The sequence below is a fragment of the Phycisphaerae bacterium genome (genome assembly GCA_035384605.1).
Lineage (GTDB): Bacteria > Planctomycetota > Phycisphaerae > UBA1845 > PWPN01 > JAUCQB01.
This window is the reverse complement of sequence record DAOOIV010000105.1, coordinates 1-17,288: the sequence shown is the minus strand read 5'-3', so window position 1 is coordinate 17,288 and position 17,288 is coordinate 1. Positions and strand designations below refer to the sequence as shown.

The following is a 17,288-nucleotide window of genomic DNA, read 5'->3' as shown; positions in this document are numbered from 1 at the left end:
GGCCGGTTCCCCGTCATCCGTTCCACCCCGAACACCTCGCCCAACCTCCCCACCCCGCCCATGTCCTTGGCCGGAAGGACGCAGACTTGCCGACGATCGACGGCCCCATCGCCACCCCGACGGCCGAGCCTCCGATCGAGTCGCAGGAGTCAGTCCAGTGGTTCACAACCACGGCCGGCATCGGCGGCGTGACAAGAGAACCGCTACCCGCCGGTCAGACAGTCCTGGCCACGCTGTCACTGACCATCTCGCCCGAGCCCGGAACGTACCACCTGACCCTGACGGATGCTCAGTTCGTCGACACGATCCATGTGACGCACCCGGCCACCACCGGCCAGCCGCTGGAGATCGTGGTCAGCGAGCAGTCTGTTGACTGATCTGACCTGACCGGCCGAGCAGTCATCTCGGATGATGACTTCCCTTGGCCACGTGCTGCGGAAGAAACCGACCAACTTGGCCTATGTCCCGCGCGGTTTCAAGGAAGCGTCTCGACGATGATGTTGTGATTGGTATACACGCAGATATCCGCGGCGATCGCCAGGGCTTCGCGGACGATGTCGGCGGCGGGGAGATTCGAGTGTTTGAGCAGGGCCCTCGCGGCGGCGACGGCATACATGCCGCCCGAGCCGATCCCGATGACGCCCTCCGTCGGCTCGATCACGTCGCCGCTTCCTCCGATGATCAGAGAGGTCTGGCTGTCCACGACGGCCAGCATCGATTCAAGGTGGCGAAGGACGCGGTCGGTGCGCCAATCCTTGGCCAGTTCGATCGCTGCCCGGCGAACATTACCCTTGAACTCATCGAGCTTCTTCTCGAATCGATCCAGAAGCGCGAACGCGTCGGCCGCGGACCCGGCAAAGCCGCAGATCACCTTGCCGCCGCTCAGCCGGCGGATTTTGTTGGCGTCGTGTTTCAGAGCGGTTTGGCCGATCGTAACCTGCCCGTCGCCACCGATGGCCGTCTGCTCTCCCCGCCGCACCGCCAGAATGGTCGTCGCTTGGATCGCCGTCTCACCTTGCCGCATGGTTTGTGCTCCCTTGGCGAAAAGGGGGGACTTGCACCGGCCTTTCTCAGCAGTCCGTCGTCCGATCTGCCTCAAGCACAACACTCGTCGTAGCGACTTCTGGGCGAGCCAGTCCTCCTCTTCTTGCCGGATGCTCGGCCAGTCGGAGGACCGTAGCACAATCGCCGAAGCTCCGCAACCGTTCGAACTATTTGGTGTCCAATAGTGAGGCGGATAAGATGCTCCCGCGGCCCAATCCAGGAGTTGACCCATGAACCCACGCATTCGACATGCGGTTATGCCGGCCCTGATGGTGATCTTTCTGGTCTCCGGGGCCGGCTGTCCCAAGGAATCACCGAACAAGAAGAGTCCCGAACCGAAGGGCTTAGCCCTGCCGGTTGAGCAGCCGCTCGCCCAGACACGTCCGGTCGCCACCAAGCCTGCCGAGAGCCGGCCGGTCGCGAGTCAGCCTGTCTCGACCTACGATTCCAACCCCCCGTACAGGGTCAAATTGTATGTGTCCAACCCAAGCGACAAGCAACCCGGCTGGCTGCGGATTCTCAAGCTCAATGACGAAAATCAGACCGCAACCGCCGAGGGGTTCTTCCCCGAGCAGAATGACGTCAACGTGACCACCGGCAATGTCCAGCAGATCGAGGTCCACATCAACTTCCTGCCGCTCGCTCCGCGCAAGCGGACCTTCCTGAGAGTTGATGGCCAGGTCATCGAGATCGTCACCAGGGACCGACCATACGTCGTTCTCGAACGCTCGCCGGCCGGTGTGTGGAAAGTGCTGCCGCAGAAGAAGTAGGCTTCGGCATTACGCGCCGCAACGCCGGGTAATCCGGAACGGCGAATGCAGAACAGAGAATGCTCCGTTGCCGGCGGCTTGCTCACTTCGATTCTCTCGTCCTGGTCTTGCCCCGCCGGTGCGACAGGAACCAGTCATAGAGTGCCGGGTCATCGTAGGTGCGCGTCCATGAATCGTGGCCCACTTCGGGGTAGACGGTCAATTTCACGTCGCCGCCTGCGGTCTTCAGAGCCTCGACCATTTCCTTCGATCTGCTGACAGACACCACGTTATCAGCATCGCCGTGGAAGACCCACGCCGGAACGTGAGCGATCTGTCCGGCCAGCTTCGGCTCGCCGCCGCCGCAAATCGGGGCGATCGCCGCGAAACGATCCGGCTGCGCACAAGCCAACGCCCACGTGCCGAAACCGCCCATACTCAGGCCGGTTACATAGATGCGGTCGCGATCCACTTTGTAGTCGCGCTCGATGCGATCGAGCAAAGCACCGAGCACCTCGATGTCCCACCATTGCCCGTTCGGGCATTGGGGCGAGACGACAATAAAGGGGAAGTGCTTGCCCTGTGCGATGAGCTTCGGCGGGCCGTGTATCTTGACCTTTTCGATATCGTCCCCGCGTTCGCCGGCTCCGTGCAGGAACAGTATCAGCGGCCAGCGGTCCTGAGATTCGTAATTCTCGGGCAGATACAGAAGGTACCGGCAATCAACCACGCGCTTGATCTCGACCTTCTCGGCCACCGGTTGCTGCTTGCCGGCGATTCCCGGTTTGACCTGCTCGGGTGTGCAGCCGACCGCAGCGATCACGCACCCCCCGGCGATCATTGAAACGAAGAGACGCATTGACAACCTCCGGACAAGGAATGAATGGTCCGCCGGCGCGGAACCAGCCGACTGAACCCCGAACCCTCTCTTCACGCCCCGATCCTCTGAACCACGGCCACAAGTTCCTTCACGTGCTCGATGCTGACCTGGAATGCGGCCTTCTCGACCGGCGTCATCGGCACCTCGAGCACCTTCTCGACGCCGCCCTTGCCCAGGATACAGGGTACCCCAACGAAGTAGCCGCCAATGCCGTATTCCTTGTCGCAGTAGGCCGCGCACGGCAGCACGCGTTTCTTGTCGCGGATGATAGCTTCGGCCATTTGCACGCTGGCGGCCGCAGGGGCGTAATACGCACTGCCGGTCTTCAGCAGGCCGACAATCTCGCCGCCGCCTTTGCGCGTCCGGTCGACGATGGCATCCAGCCGGTCCTTGGGGATCAGGCTCGTGACCGGGATGCCGCCGACGGCAGTGCAGCTTGGCAGCGGAACCATATCATCGCCGTGGCCGCCGAGCAGCAGCGTACTGATGTCCTCAACGCTGCACCCGAGTTCCATCGCAATGAAGGTCCGGAAGCGGGCAGTGTCCAGGATACCGGCCTGGCCCACCACCCGATGGGTCGGGAACCCGGATGCCTTCCACGCAACATATACCATTGCATCCAGCGGGTTGCTCACCACGATCACCACTGCTTGGGGGCTGTACCTGGCGGCCTGCTTGGCTACGCTGCCGACGATCTCGGTGTTCTTGGCGATCAGGTCATCGCGGCTCATTCCCGGTTTGCGGGCCAGGCCGGAGGTGATGATGATCACGTCGCTGTCGGCCGTTTCCTCGTACCGGTTGGTCCCCATGATTTCGCAGTCGAACCCTTCGATCGGCGAGGCCTCGCGCAGATCAAGCGCCTTGCCTTGGGGCAACCCCTCGACAATGTCCACCAGGACGATGTCGCCCAATTCCTTGGCTGCCGCCCAATGAGCGCAGGTCGCTCCGACGTTGCCCGCACCGATGATCGTGATCTTCGCCCGACCGGTCATTAATGCCGTCTCCTTCGCTGCTGATTGCATCTGGTCTGCGTGAGTGCGGATTGTACAGGGACCTAATACCCAGGGCCACGGCGCGGCCCTGAAGCCTCGATCTGGCCACGGATGACCGACGATCTTGAATCGCGGTGTCCAAGACAAGACGCAACTCAGGACCAGCGGAAAAGTGCCGGTCAGCAGCCTTCAGGCAGCCGCCATGCGAGGTCTCGACAACAAAGCTTTACTTCTCCATTTGTTCCTTCAACCTTCTTACAAGAGTCGCCCAATACTTTCCTCGCGGCGATACCCTTGCGACCAGTTGGAACTGTTCAACCGCCCGGACCGGGAAACATGCCCGGTGCCGAGTCTCCTCCGCGAGGCAAGCCTCTCATTCCGGACTGAAGAGTAACCCCGCGCACGGGCGTAAGAGTCCGTGAGCCGGTTTCACATCGGGTGCTTTCTCTTGGAAACCGGCTTTGTCAGCCGATAAGAGGTTTTCAGGTGCCTCATTCGGGTTGCACCGGCGACGAGAAAACGCCCCATCTGATTGCCCGAGAGGCTTGGAATTGCTATACTTAAGTAGAGTTCTGGCGAAAGCGAGGGCATGGGTTTAGGATGCTGACTCTTCATGTACCAGTATCGGGGCGACCGCCGCAGGAACCGGCTATCGGTCCTGCCCCGTGGATCGTGGTCTCGCCGCCCGGTCCCATGACCGCCTTGGCCTTGGCCCACGACCGGCGCGTAGCGGCCTCTCCCAGCGGTTGGCCCTACCCGCTCGTCGTCCGCCGCGCCAGGGGTTCGGTGGTTGAGGATCTCGACGGCAATCGTTACCTCGATTTCACCGCCGGGGGCTTGGCCTTTGTTGCCGGACACGCACACCCGATGGTCGTGCGGGCCATCCAGGAGCAGGTCGAACGAATGGCCAAAGCGTGCAGCGGCGAATTCACCAGCGAGCCGCTGATGGGGCTGGCTCGCAAACTCGCCCAGCTCGCCCCAACCCGTGGTGAAAACCGCGTGCTCTTCTCGAACAGCCGAATGCAATCGCTCGAAGTGGTGTTGCGAATGGCTCGAAGACGCAACACCCGAAGGCGCATCGTCACGTTCAACGGTAATTCGCACAATCGCGGCTTGGCCGCGATTACCCTCGAGTTCGGCAGGCCACGTCACCGGCGCCGGATTCCACCCGAGGCCTGGGTTGTTGACAGCCTGCCATATGGCAACGTCGCGGCGGTGCATGATTATTTCCGGAGCGGCCTGGGCGACGAGGTCGGGGTGCTCTTCGCCGAGCCGATGCTCACCGAGGAAGACTACCATGTCCCGAGTTCCGATTTCCTGCCGGAACTCCGCAGAGTCTGCGACGAGCACGACGTCCTGCTGGTGATCGATGAAACGCGCACCGGCATGGGTCGTACCGGCCGCATGTTCGGCTGTGAACATTTCGCCACCCAGGCCGACGTACTCCTCGCGGCAACCGGCTTGAACAGCGGCATGCCGATTCACGCCCTGATCGCCCCTGAAACCCTGTTAAGCAGTGACGAAGGCTTGGTCACCGCTCCCTACGTGGGCAATCCGGTGAGTTCTGCCGCCTCGCTCGCTTCGGTTGAGGCCCTCGAAAAGCACCTGATTGCGAATGCCGCCCGGCTTGCGCCGATCTTCATCTCCAAGCTCGAACAGATCGATGGTCGCCGACGCTGCCTCGGCTCGCCTCGGGGTATGGGTTTTCTGCTGGCAGTAGATGTCCGCAAGCCCCGCCGTTCGCAGACCTCGGCCGCGCAACTCCGCGAACGCATCATCACCGAATCATTCCGGCGCGGCCTCCTTTTGTGGGGCTGCGGCGATACCACCATCCGTTTTTGCCCGCCGCTGTGTATCAACCAGGCCCAGTTGGAAGTCGGTCTCAATGTGTTTGAGGAGGCCGTCGCCACCGTCGCAAGCTGAAGAGCAACCACGGGCCCAGAGGCATCGGTGGCACACAATTCCCCGCCCATTGAGCAAGGCAATCGACTTGACTTCGGTTATAATGACCGACTGTGCGGTCGGCATGTCAATTGGGGCGGGCACTGGAAGCGACGCGCCACGTCGGGCAGGGGAGTCCCGGCTCCCAAGCTCGTTGCCGCCGCATAGTCCTCATGTTGATTCAAGTCAGACCGGTTGTCGAGGACGACGTCATGCGCAGTCCGGAAGTCGAAAAGACGGATTGGATCCAAGTGCTTGCCCACCTGGAAGGCGATCCGCGCGCGGTGGCCCTTGTCCCCATGCTTCGTCTGCACTGGTTCATTCGCCTGAGGTGGATCTTCCTCGCCGGCGCCGTGGCCGCTCTGGCCTTGGAGCGCTTCGTCGCACCGGTTACTCAGCGTCCCTTTGACTTGGCCGTCGTCCTGATCGTGCTGGCCCTGGTCAACCTTGTGTGGCTCATCGTCTCACGATCCCTGTTTCGTCACGTGACTCGCGATCCGAAGGCCCTTCGCGCACAAATCGAGCGGCTCGCATGGTTCGCGAACGCCCAAGTGGCCACCGACCTGTTACTGTTAACCGCCATTTTGCGATACACCGGCGGTGTCGAGAATCCGGTGGCGATCTTTTACCTGTTCCACATGTCCATTGTCTCCTTGCTTCTCAAGAGATGGCATGCCGTGCTGCAGGGCATCTGGGCGTGGGCGCTTTATGCCGTGCTGGTCATCGGTGAATGGCGCGGGTGGCTCGCACCCCATTATGACTTCCTGCCGTCCGTTTCCGTGGGGCTCTATGCTCGGCCGGAATACGTCCTGGCGGCTCTGGTCGTGGTCGCATGCGGCATTTTCGGCACGCTCTACTTTACACTGCACATCGCGGGCCACTTCCAGACCCAGGAGCGCCAACTCCAACAGGCGAATGCCGCACTGAAGCAATCACAACGGGCCATCCAGGACCTGCAGCGCCGTCGATCCCGCTTCATGCAGACGGCGGCACATCAGCTCAAAAGCCCCTTGGCGGCGATTCAAACCATGGTCGAGCTGGTTCGAACGGGGTTGGTGCCGCCCGAGGCGGTCTCCGGAACTTGCGAGAAGATCATTCATCGGTGTCAGGAAGGCATCGCCCAGGTCACCGAGCTGCTCACGCTGGCACGAGTGCAGGAGGCAGACCCTTCCCGTCACCGGCAATCAGGGTCCGATGTCCGGGAAACCGTCAACGAACTGTTCGGACGGTTCAGACCCCTGGCAGACAGCAAACAGATCAAGTTGGTCTGTTCCATGCCGTCCGACGAAGAACTGACGGTTTGTGTCGACCCGCGAGACCTGCGTGATTGTATCGGCAACCTGATCGATAACGCCATCAAGTATACGCCCGGCCCGGGTAGCGTGACCGTAACCGTGATGCCGGAGCGATCCAACGGCGAACTCATGGCCGTGCTCGTCAATGTCACCGACACCGGTATGGGAATCGATCCCCACCTTGCGGTGTCGCCGGACGGCGAGCCGGGCCACGAGGCGGTTTTCGATGCGTTTCGACGAGGTGGAAACGTGGTCGCGGCAGGAATTCCCGGCACCGGCTTGGGCCTTTCCATCGTCCGTGAGGTCGTCGAGCAGGCGGGCGGGCAGATCGTCGTGAGTTCATGTCCCGGCCAGGGATCGAGCTTCACGCTCACCTTCCCCTCGCCCTCCGGCAGCATCCGTCAACCGCAGGTCCGCAATACACGCGCCAGTCAGGTGGTGCTTGAGGAATCAGAAGCCCCCGCCGCACCCCAGGATTGATTCAATGTCGCCGGTGTTCTCAGGTTAAGACTCCACGGCCGGCCGTTCGAGAATCCATTTCACCGCTTCACGGACCGTGGGCGGGTCGAACGGCTTCTCCAGGAATAAATCGCCCGACGCCGTGCCCGGGCACACCTCGCTGTAGTAATCCTGTCCGATCTGCTCACCGATGGCCGAGATCATGATGATCGGAATCCCCTTGAGCTTCTCGTCGTGTCGCATCTCGCAGGCGACTCTCAGGCCCTCAGAAGGGTCCGCAAGCATGATGTCCAGCAGAACGAGATCGGGACGCTGCCGCCGCATGGTCTCCAGACCGTGTGATCCCGTTCGACAGCACGTGACCTCGTAACCCTCCGGCTCCAGGATCATCTTCATCACCAGATGCATGTCCGGGTCGTCATCGATCAAAAGAATTCGGCGGCTCATGATTGTGATCTCCTGTCGCCCTCCCTGGCCCGTTGCGAGATCGGGCTGCGCAACCGGCACCGCCGCTGGCCGACGACCGACGCCCAGGTCGAACGCGACCGGCAGACGTGTTAGCCGGTTGCTACCAGTTGAAGCCTGGCGCTCTCCAAGCGACTGCTCAGCGTCTTGGCGACCTGCTTGAGCAAGCGATAACCAAGAAGGCTGTCCTTCTCGCAGAGCGCTCGCATGGGGGCGGCCTCGAGATACAACGCACGACCGGATGCGCGGGCGACGCAAGTGGCCGTATGTCGATGGGGTTCGACAAAGGCGGACCATCCGGTGATCTCCCCGCCGACAACTGTGTCCACCACGCACTGCCTCCCACCCTGCAACTGATAGATGACGTCGATCTCGCCCTGCCGCACGACGCACATCCAGCGTACCGGGTCGCCCTCGTGCCAGAGCACCTCGCCGGCCTTGAAATCCCGTTCTTCGGCGATCGCCGCAAGGGCCTTGAGGCTGTCTACGGGCACGCCGGCCAGGCAAGCCAGGGATCGCAGAGTCTCCACAGGTACCATTGATTTAACTCCATGCTGTCAAGAGTTTCAACACACTCTCCGCCGCCCGGCTGATGCCCGACCGCACGGCCGGAGTGCACTGTTGACCGAATGTCAGCACTTCCGCCGCTTCGACCGCCACAATGCGGATGTTCTCATCAGCCGGCAGTCGGGCCCCTGCCTGACGACCGAGGGCCAGAGCCGTACGAAGATCGGCGTCATGAAACGAACCGCTGTGCCGTGTGGGAATGTCCCGAACGGTCAGGACGTGAACCGCGCCGGGCCGCCCACCCGTGCAGATCGCATCGACGAGAATGACGCGGTCGAAACCAATCATACGTTCCATGACGCCCAAACCGCCGCAATAGTCTTCATCCAGTTGGACGTTCGGCCACCCTGCAACTTGCGGCCGCAGATGGTCGATCACCCGAAGGCCCACACTGTCGTCGGTGAGAAGAGGGTTTCCCAAGCCCAGCACCAGTGTGGGCCCCTCGCCCGATGCCCGCCCCTGCGAACAGGCTGCAAGGGCGTTAGTCATCGAACCGGTTCTCCGATCCCCCGCCCTTCCCCTCGCGACAGGCGATGAACCGTTCTCCCGTCCGCAGAATGAATGACGACGGTCATCGGCATTTGACCGGGCAGGCAGTGTGTGGCACAACCGAAGCACGGATCGTAAGCCCGAAACGCCATCTCAATCTTGTTGAGCAGGGCCTCGCTCACCGCCGTTCCTTTTCGGATCAGACTTCGAGCAGCCGTCTTGATCGAGAGCTGAATCGGTGCGTAGTTGTTGGTCGTGCCCACGATCAGGTTCACCCGCGTCAATATGCCGCGTTCGTCGGTCCAATAATGATGCGTCAGCGTGCCGCGCGGGGCCTCCACGCTGCCGACGCCTTCATCCGGCGTCTCGCTCGGCAGCACGCGATATTCCTTTCCCGTGATTCCTGGATCAGTGGCGAGCTCGACCCATCGCTCCGTGGCATACAGCAGCTCGATTAACCGAGCCCAGTGAGTGGCCAGCGTGTGGTTCACCGGCTTTCCGCCCAGCGCGTCGTACATCCGCTCGTATTCCTGCTGAGCCAGCGGGGTCGCCATGCCCTCAGCAGCGTTCAGTCGCGACAGCGGCGTAGCCTTGTACAAGCCCGAGTCCTCGCCGTCGACGAATCCCTTCCAGCCGATCTTCTTGAGGAAGGGAAACTTCAGGTAGGACCAGGGCTCCACGTGCTCGGCGATGTACTCGCGATATTCACGGGGATGGTACTTGGCGTGTTCCCGCCCGTCAGGGCCGACGATGCGAATCATGCCGTCGTAGAAGTTCACGCGATTCTGGGCGTCAACGGTGCCCATGTTGTACGTCCGGTGCGTGTATGCGTCGCTCTGGATGAGCTTGACATACTCGGAGTTGCCGAGGACAACCTGGTTAAAGAGCTGCAGGGAAAACTTAGCGAACTCGATGGCGTCGCGCCCGAGCCGTTCGATCTCCCGTCGTTGCTCCTCGGTAATGCCCCGGCTGACGCCGCCCGGAACGGCCCAGTTCGGATGTACCGCCCGCCCGCCGATCATCTTGATCAGGCCGTGCCCGTCGGCCCGCATCTTGATGACTCTGCCGGCGATCTCCATGCCGACTTTCTTGATGACCCCGAGAATGTTGCGCTCCTCTTTAGGCGCATCCGGTCCCATGACGAAGTCCGGTCCGCCGAGGGCGTAGAAGTGAGTCGTGTGGTCCGTGGCGCAAAATATGGAGTAGAACATCTCACGCAGCTTCTTGCCGGTCGGAGGAGGCTCCACGTGAAACAAAGCATCCAGCGCCTTGGCCGCGGCCATGTGGTGAGCCTCGGGGCAGACGCCGCAGATGCGCGAGGTCAGGTTCGGCATGTCCTCGGCCGGACGCCCCACGCAGAATCGTTCAAAACCGCGAAGCTCGGGGATTTGCAGGAAGGCATCGGCAACATCGCCTGTTTCGTCAAGGAATATGTCAATCTTTCCGTGTCCTTCGAGGCGCGTGATCGGGTCGATGACAATGTGCTTGGCTGTCATGGTCACTTGCTCCTTTCCTCTGCAGGTTTGGGCAAGGGTAACTCATGCCGTTGCGCGTCCGGGATTGCTGCCGCCCGTCGCAGAAAGCCGTGGGGCAGACCGAACCGATAGAAAGTGCCCACCGGGTCAGGGATACCCTGGCGGATGATCTCATCAATCTCGTCCGGGTCGGTTGCGTCGATCACCGATGCGAGCGCACTCATCAGCCTGGCTCCAAAGTCCTCCACGCCGGCGTTCGGACCGTAACATCCGATGCACGGCGAATTCACCTGGGGGCATAAGGCCCCGCAACCGGCCCGGGTGGCCGGTCCGCAACAGAGTAGCCCCTGCTCCAGGAGGCACTTATCCTCGTCGGGAATAACCTCCCAAGTCCGCTTGAACCGCTTGATCTTCTTCTCTTCCCGCTTGCGCTGGCATTCGTCGCACACCGTCGTTTCCGGGCCGATTACCGACCCTGGCGGCGGCAGCTTTCCCTCAAGAATCGCCGCCACGGCGTCCCAGATTCTTGGTGCTTCCGGGGGGCAGCCGGGAAGGTAGTAATCCACCTTCACGGTTTGCCCGAGCGTCCGCACGGTGTCATAAAACACCGGCAGCGTCAGGCGATAGCCGTTGACCCGCGTGTCCGCGACGGGAACCGCCTCGTTCGGATTGTCCACCGACGGGCAATCGATGTAGCAGGTCTCGAAGATCTCCTTGCGGTTCGTGAGGTTCGCCAGGCCCGGGATACAGCCCTCGTATGCGCACGATCCGAACGCCACCAGGACCTTTGACTTGCGTCGCAACAGCCCGGCCATGTATTCCTGTTCGCTGGTCCGAATGCCGCCGTTGAACAGGCAGACGTCGATGGTGCCGTCCGCCATCTTTTCAACATCGCGGGCCTTGGTGTCCATGATGCACGGACAGAAAACGATGTCGAAGGCGTTCGCGACGTCGAGTATCTTTTCGTTCAGCGCGAGAATCGAAATCTCGCATCCTCCGCACGAGGCGGCCCAATAAATGGCGAGTTTGCCTTTTTCACTCATCTCGACACCTCCATGGCTTCCTCGTGCTCATGAAGTATCCTCTCCACGTCGTCCAGGTGGGCGCCATCCTCGGCCCAGTTTCGCCGCCAGTTCAGCGGGCCGAGCGTTCGGACGTCCTCGACCATCTCGTCGATCACCTCGGCCAGATGACTCGCCTCGCCTGCCGACGCCCAGACCAGGCGGACGCGTCTTTCATCAATCCCGAATGCCCGCAACGTGTGCCTGAGCATCGTGAACCGCCGGATGGTCTTGTAGTTCTGCTCGATGTAGTGGCATTCGCCGGGATGGCAGCCGGCCACCAGAACCCCGTCGGCACCCAGCGAGAGAGCCTTGAGAATGAAGGCGATGTCCACCCGGCCGCTGCACATCAGGCGAATGATGCGGACGTTGGGAGAGTGCTTGATCCTTGCGGTGCCCGCCCCGTCGGCCGCCCGGTACGAGCACCAGTTGCAGAAGAAACCGATGATCTTCGGCTCGAACGTTTCTTGTTCCATGATACGACTCCTACACGGCAACCGGTTCCGACGGCTTTCCCGACGCACCGGCGATCAATTCATTCTCACCCCCGGCGTCGCAGAGCAACCCCTCAAGCTCGGCCAGGATCTGTGCGTTACTGAAATGGGCCCCGGAAATGGCCCCCGCCGGACAGGCCGCGACGCAAGTTCCGCACCCTTTGCACAACACCGCATTGATTCTGCTGACCTTTTCATCTTCGATGAAGTCAATGGCGTTGAACGGGCACAGGTTGTTGCAGATGCGGCATCCCGAGCAATGGTCCTCATCAATGCCGGCGACCACCGGCTCGATCATCACCGTGCCCTTGCTGATCATGCCCTGCACGCGAGCGGCCGCGGCGGCTCCTTGACCGACCGCGTCAGGGATATCCTTCGGTCCCTGGCAGGCCCCGGCGATGAAAATCCCCTCGGTCATCGTCGCGATGGGATCAAGTTTCGGGTGTCGCTCGATGTACCAGCCGGCCGTGCTGCATGAAATGCCGACCTTCAAACCGGTTTCCCTCGCGTCGCGCCGGGGCTCGATCGCTCCCATCAGCACTACCATATCGACCGGGATGCGCCGCTGCTTCCGAAGCAAGGTGTCCTCGACCTGAACGATGAGCTTGCCCTCCTCGTTCGGAAAGCGGGCAATATCGGTCACCTCGGCCACCTTCCCGCGAACAAAAAGCATCCCCTCATCGAGCAGCCGCCAGTAGAATTCCTCGTAGTCCTTTTTGTTGGGGCGCATATCGATGTAGCACGCGTACACCTTGGCCCCCGTCTTCTCCATCACCAGGTGCCCCAGCTTGAGGGACAGCATGCAGCAGATGCCTGAGCAGTACGTGTTGTAGCGATGGTCCCTGCTGCCAACGCAGTGGACGATGCAGACCGATTGGGGCTCGGTCACGCCGTCGCGAAGCACGATCTTGCCGCCGGTCGGCCCGGAGGCGTTGCACATCCGCTCGAATTCAAGGCTGGTAAAGACGTTCGCCAGACGGCCGTAGCCGTACTGCGGAATGCGCCGGCAGTCGAACAGGTCCCAACCGGTGGCAAGAATGATGTTGCCGACGCGGACTTCCAGGATCTCATCCTCTTGATCGAAGTCGATGGCATGCGTGGGACACACCTTCTCGCAGACCCGGCACTTGCCTCGCTCGAACCAGATGCACGACTTGGTGTCGATCACCGGCACCTTCGGCACCGCCTGCGGAAACGGCGCGTAAATGGCCTTGCGGTATCCCATGCCGGCCTCGAAATCCTCGTCGACGACCTTGCGCGGGCATTTCTCCGTGCACAGTCCGCAGCCGTTGCAGTCGGCCTCCTTGACGTGCCGGGCCTTCCGGCGGATTCGAACGTGAAAGTCGCCGATCGAGCCGGACACCTCCTCCAGCTCCGAGTAGGTCAAGAGCTTGATATGATCGTGCTGGCCCACCTCGGACATCTTCGGCGTCAGGATGCAGGCGGCGCAGTCAAGCGTCGGAAAGGTTTTGTCATATTGCGCCATGTGGCCGCCGATGCTCGGCTCCCGTTCGAGCAGGTACACCGGATAGCCGGCATCGCCCAGTTCCAGGGCCGCTTGGATGCCTGCGATGCCGCCGCCGACGACCAAGGTGTGCTTGTTTACCGGGACCGGCATGGGTTCAAGCGGCTGATGATGCTGGACCCTCGCCACCGCCCCGGCCACCAGCGTTTTGACTTTCTCCGTTGCCGTCTCCTTGTGCTTGGTCACCCACGAGACGTGCTCGCGAATGTTGGCCATTTGCAGGAGGAACGCATTCAGACCGGCGTTTGCACAGGCCCGGCGAAATGTCTTCTCATGCAGATGCGGCGAGCAGGCCGCCACTACCACACGCGTCAGGCCGTGTTCCTTGATGTCCTCTTGAATCATCGCCTGCCCCAACGAAGAACACAGGAACTTGTAGTCCCGTGAAACGACAACGCCGGGCAGTCTTTCACCGGCCCATCGGGCGACTTCCTCCACGTCCACGGTGGCGGCGATGTTGCTGCCGCAGTGGCAGACGTAAACGCCCACACGTTCTGTTCCGTCACGGCGTGCTTGTTCAGCCATCGATCTGGCCTCCTCTGAAAATCGGCTATCCCCGGCCCGGGCACAGTGCCTGTCAGGCACTTGTCGTCGCCGCCTCGATCGGCGCGACGGCGTTTTCTTCTCTCGTCGCCTCTTCCACGAGTTCGATCAGGTCCTTCACGACAATCGTGCCCTCAAGTCCGGCCGTCTTGACGGCGTCGCGATACATGGTCAGGTCCTTCGGACAGGCAACCACGAAGATCTGCACCCCGTCCAGCCCCGCCGCTTCTCGCACGCGGCTCTCGCTCGGGCGCTCTTTGATCTGTCCCTCGTCCATCCAGATCCGCCCGCCGCCGGCTCCGCAACACAGCGCCCGGTCGCGGTTCCGCGGCATCTCGACCACCCGGCACCCGATGGCCTCGAGCACGCGCCGGGGCGCGTCATAAACGTTGTTGTAACGTCCTAAGTAGCACGGATCGTGATAGGTGACCGTGCAGCCCAGCTTGCGTCGGATCGGCAGGGTCCCTTCGCGAATGGCCCGATCAAGCAGTTCTGAATAGTGCAGAATCTGAACGGCGCGACCATTCCACGGGTATTCGTTTTTCAGCGTGTTGTAGGTGTGCGGATCGGTCGTGACGATCTCCTGGAACTCGCACTTGTTCATGGCGACCGAGTTTTTCTGAACGAGCAGCTCAAACAGCCCCTCCTCGCCGCTCCGGCGGACGTCATTGCCCGCGTTCCGCTCGGCATCGTACAGAAGAGCGAAATCCACGCCTGCCCGCTGGAAAACGCGAGCGGCAGCCATCGTGGCTTCCGTCAGGGCGGGGTTGTATGACGCATAATCGCCGACAAACCACAGCGTACGCGCGGGCTGTTTGCGGATGTCCTTGATCTTGAAATCCAGGCCGGTCGTCCACTTTGCCCGCTGCTTGTCCGACTTGCCGAACGAGTTGCCGTATCGCCGGAGATTGCTCAGTGCGCCGGTCAACTGGTTGTCGGCCCGCTGTTGGGCCAGCAGGAACCGTCGCATATCCAGAATCAAATCGACGTGCTCGATCAGCACGGGACACTCGGTCGCACAAGCCCGGCACGTGGTGCAAGCCCAGGCCGTCGGATCTTCCACGACACCGCCGACAAATGCGGGCATGCCGTTGCCGGCCATCGATTTCGCCGTGGGGGCAAGCGAATCCTTGATCGCCAACACCAGTTTCTTGGGAGACAACGGCTGACCGGCCCCATACGCCGGACAAGCGTCCTGGCACCGCCCGCATTCCGTGCAGGCATCGCCTTGCATAAGCTGTGCCCAGGTGAACGCCCTCAGCGTTCCCGCGCCCCCGCCGTCAGTCGCGGCAGCGGGCGCCGCCCGGCCGATCGGCCGATCGATGGGAGAGAAAAAGACATTCAGCGGGGCCGTCAGCACGTGCAGCAGAGGACCGATCGGAATCACGACAAACAACAATCCGACCAGAGCCACATGCCCAAGCCACATCGCCAAGTGCAGTTGATCGATCGCGGCGGAAGACAACCCGGATGCCAGCCAGATTTGGGCGGTGACCCAGCCCGCAGGCGTCCACCAGGCAAGCGAGGGCGTCCATCCGGGTTGCAGCATCGGATCCTTGGCTACCGCGGCGAGCCGCAGCGACTCCGTCAGCAGTCCGCTCAGAACAACCACGAAGACCAGCCCCAGCGAGAAGCTGAAAGCTCTCGTGAGCGTCAGCCGCTCAGGTCGTTGCAAAAATCGCCGATATGCCGCCAACAGAATGCCGACGAGCGCCAGGGCCGTAAAGACGTCAAGCAGGACCTTGAATCCCAGGTACACGGGCCCGCGGAGGAACCGCACGAGATCCGCGTCAATCGTGGCCAGTGCCGTACCCAGAAAGAAGACAAAGAACCCCCACGCGATGGCGACGTGAGCAAAGCCGGGAAACCGCTGGCGGAGTACCTTGACCTGGGCGATAGCGTATTTGGCCACCCGCCGTAGACGCAGACCGATGTGATCCCATCGGCGTTCGGGACGGCCGACCTTCCACCACAACCGGGCTCGGGCCCCAAGACGCCATATCAGTACCACCGCGCAGGAAATCGGAACGACGTAGCCGAGCAAATGCACGCCGTGCGGTATGCCCCAGAAGTTGATACGCTCGATCATCGCACTGCCCTACGCACAGTGAATGTGTTTGATCTTGTCCGTCAGAACCGGAACGAATTCGAGCACGTCCACGGCCGCACCCACATGCGCAAATCCGTAAATCGGGGCCTTCTCGTCGCGATTGATCGCGACGATCATCTCGGCATCGCGCATGCCTTCGGCGTGTTCGGGCGCCCCGCTGATGCCCAGGGCGAGATACACCTTGGGCTTAACCTGCTTGCCCGATTTGCCTACCAGGCGAGTTGTCGGCAGCCAACCTTGATCGATGACCGGCCGGGACCCTGACACGACGCCTCCCAGCGCCTTGGCCAGTTCTTCCGCCATCGCCAGGTTGTCCTTGTTCTGGATTCCCCGACCGACCGAAACGATGATCGCCTGCTTGGTGATATCCACGTCGCCGGCGGGAGGCTCGATGTATCGCTTGAAGCGGGTACGCAGGGCGTCAAGACCTTCAGGCGCGGGCAGACTCTCCACCGGCGCGGCCTTGACAACCTTGCCTTGCTCCGCTTTGTAACCGCCCGTCATGACGGTTGCGATGCAGCAAGGACCCGGAAGCGGTCCTTCGGCAATGATCTTCCCCCCGCAGATCAGACTGGAGTAATGCGGCTCGCCGCCCTCTGTGGTAAATGTCCGACACGACACCGCAATCGGCGCCCCCAGCCGCTGCGCCACCCCGCAGGCAATGTCGGTTCCCGTCGCGGTGTGCCCGAACAGCCCCACCCGTGGCGTGTGTCGGCCAAAGATCTCCGCCACCACGTGCAAATAGGCTTGCGGATTGAACTCGACCAGCGCCGGATCATCCACACACACCACCCGGTCGGCCGCCCCCAGTGATGCGGTCATGCGCTCGACCTGGTGGCCGATCAGAAACGCCGACAGCCTCGTTTTCAATCCGTTTGCCAGTTGGCGCCCGGCCGCCAGCATGGTGTAAGTCAGTTCGGTCACTTCGCCTCGAAGCGTCTCCGCAACAACGCAGACTTCGCCGGTCATGCTGATGTCTCCTCAGGCAAGAATGCCTTGTTCGCGCAGCCGGTTGGCCACGGCCTCCGCAATCTGTTCCAAAGTTCCTTCGATCATTTCCGCATGAGCCCCCGTCTCGGGCACGGACATGCGCGACACCGGAAGTGAGCCGCCGATGGGCGTCTCGGGGGCCTCGATTTCGTCAATCGTCGCCGATCTCATCGCCTCCATCACCTTGCTGGTGACCACGTAACGGGGCG

General features: G+C 62.0%; 17 protein-coding genes. 4 read left to right on the top strand and 13 right to left on the bottom strand.

The window, feature by feature from the left end:
* The coding region (locus tag PLL20_17760) for a hypothetical protein (GenBank protein HPD31842.1) at positions 1-377 on the top strand (377 nt) is incomplete at its 5' end.
* Between the two features lie 98 nt (positions 378-475).
* Here the strand turns inward: PLL20_17760 and hslV are convergent.
* Complete coding sequence (gene hslV, locus PLL20_17755) at positions 476-1,024, bottom strand: ATP-dependent protease subunit HslV (protein HPD31841.1); 549 nt, start codon at positions 1,022-1,024, stop codon at positions 476-478.
* 250 nt (positions 1,025-1,274) lie between these two features.
* Here hslV and PLL20_17750 point away from each other — a divergent pair, with 250 nt between their 5' ends.
* Positions 1,275-1,814, top strand: coding sequence for a hypothetical protein (locus tag PLL20_17750; GenBank protein HPD31840.1), 540 nt, complete (start codon positions 1,275-1,277; stop codon positions 1,812-1,814).
* Positions 1,815-1,896: 82 nt separating this feature from the next.
* Here the strand turns inward: PLL20_17750 and PLL20_17745 are convergent, their stop codons facing one another.
* Both PLL20_17745 and mdh read right to left on the bottom strand, forming a co-directional pair.
* Entirely contained in the window at positions 1,897-2,652 is a 756-nt protein-coding gene (locus PLL20_17745; GenBank protein ID HPD31839.1) for a prolyl oligopeptidase family serine peptidase, read from the bottom strand.
* Positions 2,653-2,723: 71 nt separating this feature from the next.
* The gene (mdh, locus tag PLL20_17740) at positions 2,724-3,665 is read right to left on the bottom strand and encodes a malate dehydrogenase (protein ID HPD31838.1); all 942 of its coding nucleotides are present in this window, start codon (positions 3,663-3,665) and stop codon (positions 2,724-2,726) included.
* Between the two features lie 600 nt (positions 3,666-4,265).
* On the opposite strand from mdh, the gene PLL20_17735 reads away from it, so the two are divergent.
* Entirely contained in the window at positions 4,266-5,588 is a 1,323-nt protein-coding gene (locus PLL20_17735; protein HPD31837.1) for an aminotransferase class III-fold pyridoxal phosphate-dependent enzyme, read from the top strand.
* Between the two features lie 191 nt (positions 5,589-5,779).
* Positions 5,780-7,381, top strand: a complete 1,602-nt coding sequence (locus PLL20_17730) for a HAMP domain-containing sensor histidine kinase (protein ID HPD31836.1) — start codon at positions 5,780-5,782, stop codon at positions 7,379-7,381.
* A gap of 24 nt (positions 7,382-7,405) precedes the next feature.
* Here the strand turns inward: PLL20_17730 and PLL20_17725 are convergent, their stop codons facing one another.
* The 10 genes from PLL20_17725 to PLL20_17680 all read right to left on the bottom strand — a co-directional run.
* Complete coding sequence (locus PLL20_17725) at positions 7,406-7,807, bottom strand: response regulator (protein HPD31835.1); 402 nt, start codon at positions 7,805-7,807, stop codon at positions 7,406-7,408.
* Between the two features lie 110 nt (positions 7,808-7,917).
* A complete protein-coding gene (locus PLL20_17720) occupies positions 7,918-8,364 on the bottom strand; it encodes a cyclic nucleotide-binding domain-containing protein (GenBank protein HPD31834.1) in 447 nt (148 codons plus the stop codon).
* Between the two features lie 4 nt (positions 8,365-8,368).
* On the bottom strand, positions 8,369-8,881 hold the full coding sequence (locus PLL20_17715) for a hydrogenase maturation protease (protein HPD31833.1): 513 nt from the start codon (positions 8,879-8,881) through the stop codon (positions 8,369-8,371).
* Positions 8,878-10,377 (bottom strand): Ni/Fe hydrogenase subunit alpha, encoded by a 1,500-nt coding sequence (locus PLL20_17710; GenBank protein HPD31832.1) that lies wholly within the window; start codon positions 10,375-10,377, stop codon positions 8,878-8,880. The genes PLL20_17715 and PLL20_17710 overlap by 4 nt, the downstream gene beginning before the upstream one ends.
* A gap of 2 nt (positions 10,378-10,379) precedes the next feature.
* Positions 10,380-11,399: an oxidoreductase gene (locus tag PLL20_17705; GenBank protein HPD31831.1), complete on the bottom strand. Its 1,020-nt coding sequence runs from the start codon at positions 11,397-11,399 to the stop codon at positions 10,380-10,382.
* Positions 11,396-11,893, bottom strand: a complete 498-nt coding sequence (locus PLL20_17700) for a hydrogenase iron-sulfur subunit (protein ID HPD31830.1) — start codon at positions 11,891-11,893, stop codon at positions 11,396-11,398. Before PLL20_17700 ends, PLL20_17705 begins: the two co-directional genes overlap by 4 nt.
* Before the next feature lie 10 nt (positions 11,894-11,903).
* Complete coding sequence (locus tag PLL20_17695; protein HPD31829.1) at positions 11,904-13,961, bottom strand: CoB--CoM heterodisulfide reductase iron-sulfur subunit A family protein; 2,058 nt, start codon at positions 13,959-13,961, stop codon at positions 11,904-11,906.
* A gap of 52 nt (positions 13,962-14,013) precedes the next feature.
* Positions 14,014-16,068 (bottom strand): heterodisulfide reductase-related iron-sulfur binding cluster, encoded by a 2,055-nt coding sequence (locus PLL20_17690; GenBank protein HPD31828.1) that lies wholly within the window; start codon positions 16,066-16,068, stop codon positions 14,014-14,016.
* A gap of 9 nt (positions 16,069-16,077) precedes the next feature.
* Entirely contained in the window at positions 16,078-17,058 is a 981-nt protein-coding gene (locus PLL20_17685) for an electron transfer flavoprotein subunit alpha/FixB family protein (GenBank protein HPD31827.1), read from the bottom strand.
* A 12-nt stretch (positions 17,059-17,070) separates the two neighbouring features.
* The coding region (locus tag PLL20_17680) for a hypothetical protein (protein ID HPD31826.1) at positions 17,071-17,288 on the bottom strand (218 nt) is incomplete at its 5' end.

Excerpts from the sequence above, each read along its gene's own strand:
- hslV (HPD31841.1), bottom strand. The coding sequence starts at position 1,024 with ATGCGGCAAGGTGAGACGGCGATCCAAGCGACGACCATTCTGGCGGTG.
- PLL20_17750 (HPD31840.1), top strand. The coding sequence starts at position 1,275 with ATGAACCCACGCATTCGACATGCGGTTATGCCGGCCCTGATGGTGATC.
- PLL20_17745 (HPD31839.1), bottom strand. The coding sequence starts at position 2,652 with ATGCGTCTCTTCGTTTCAATGATCGCCGGGGGGTGCGTGATCGCTGCG.
- mdh (HPD31838.1), bottom strand. The coding sequence starts at position 3,665 with ATGACCGGTCGGGCGAAGATCACGATCATCGGTGCGGGCAACGTCGGA.
- PLL20_17735 (HPD31837.1), top strand. The coding sequence starts at position 4,266 with ATGCTGACTCTTCATGTACCAGTATCGGGGCGACCGCCGCAGGAACCG.
- PLL20_17730 (HPD31836.1), top strand. The coding sequence starts at position 5,780 with ATGTTGATTCAAGTCAGACCGGTTGTCGAGGACGACGTCATGCGCAGT.
- PLL20_17725 (HPD31835.1), bottom strand. The coding sequence starts at position 7,807 with ATGAGCCGCCGAATTCTTTTGATCGATGACGACCCGGACATGCATCTG.
- PLL20_17720 (HPD31834.1), bottom strand. The coding sequence starts at position 8,364 with ATGGTACCTGTGGAGACTCTGCGATCCCTGGCTTGCCTGGCCGGCGTG.
- PLL20_17715 (HPD31833.1), bottom strand. The coding sequence starts at position 8,881 with ATGACTAACGCCCTTGCAGCCTGTTCGCAGGGGCGGGCATCGGGCGAG.
- PLL20_17710 (HPD31832.1), bottom strand. The coding sequence starts at position 10,377 with ATGACAGCCAAGCACATTGTCATCGACCCGATCACGCGCCTCGAAGGA.
- PLL20_17705 (HPD31831.1), bottom strand. The coding sequence starts at position 11,399 with ATGAGTGAAAAAGGCAAACTCGCCATTTATTGGGCCGCCTCGTGCGGA.
- PLL20_17700 (HPD31830.1), bottom strand. The coding sequence starts at position 11,893 with ATGGAACAAGAAACGTTCGAGCCGAAGATCATCGGTTTCTTCTGCAAC.
- PLL20_17695 (HPD31829.1), bottom strand. The coding sequence starts at position 13,961 with ATGGCTGAACAAGCACGCCGTGACGGAACAGAACGTGTGGGCGTTTAC.
- PLL20_17690 (HPD31828.1), bottom strand. The coding sequence starts at position 16,068 with ATGATCGAGCGTATCAACTTCTGGGGCATACCGCACGGCGTGCATTTG.
- PLL20_17685 (HPD31827.1), bottom strand. The coding sequence starts at position 17,058 with ATGACCGGCGAAGTCTGCGTTGTTGCGGAGACGCTTCGAGGCGAAGTG.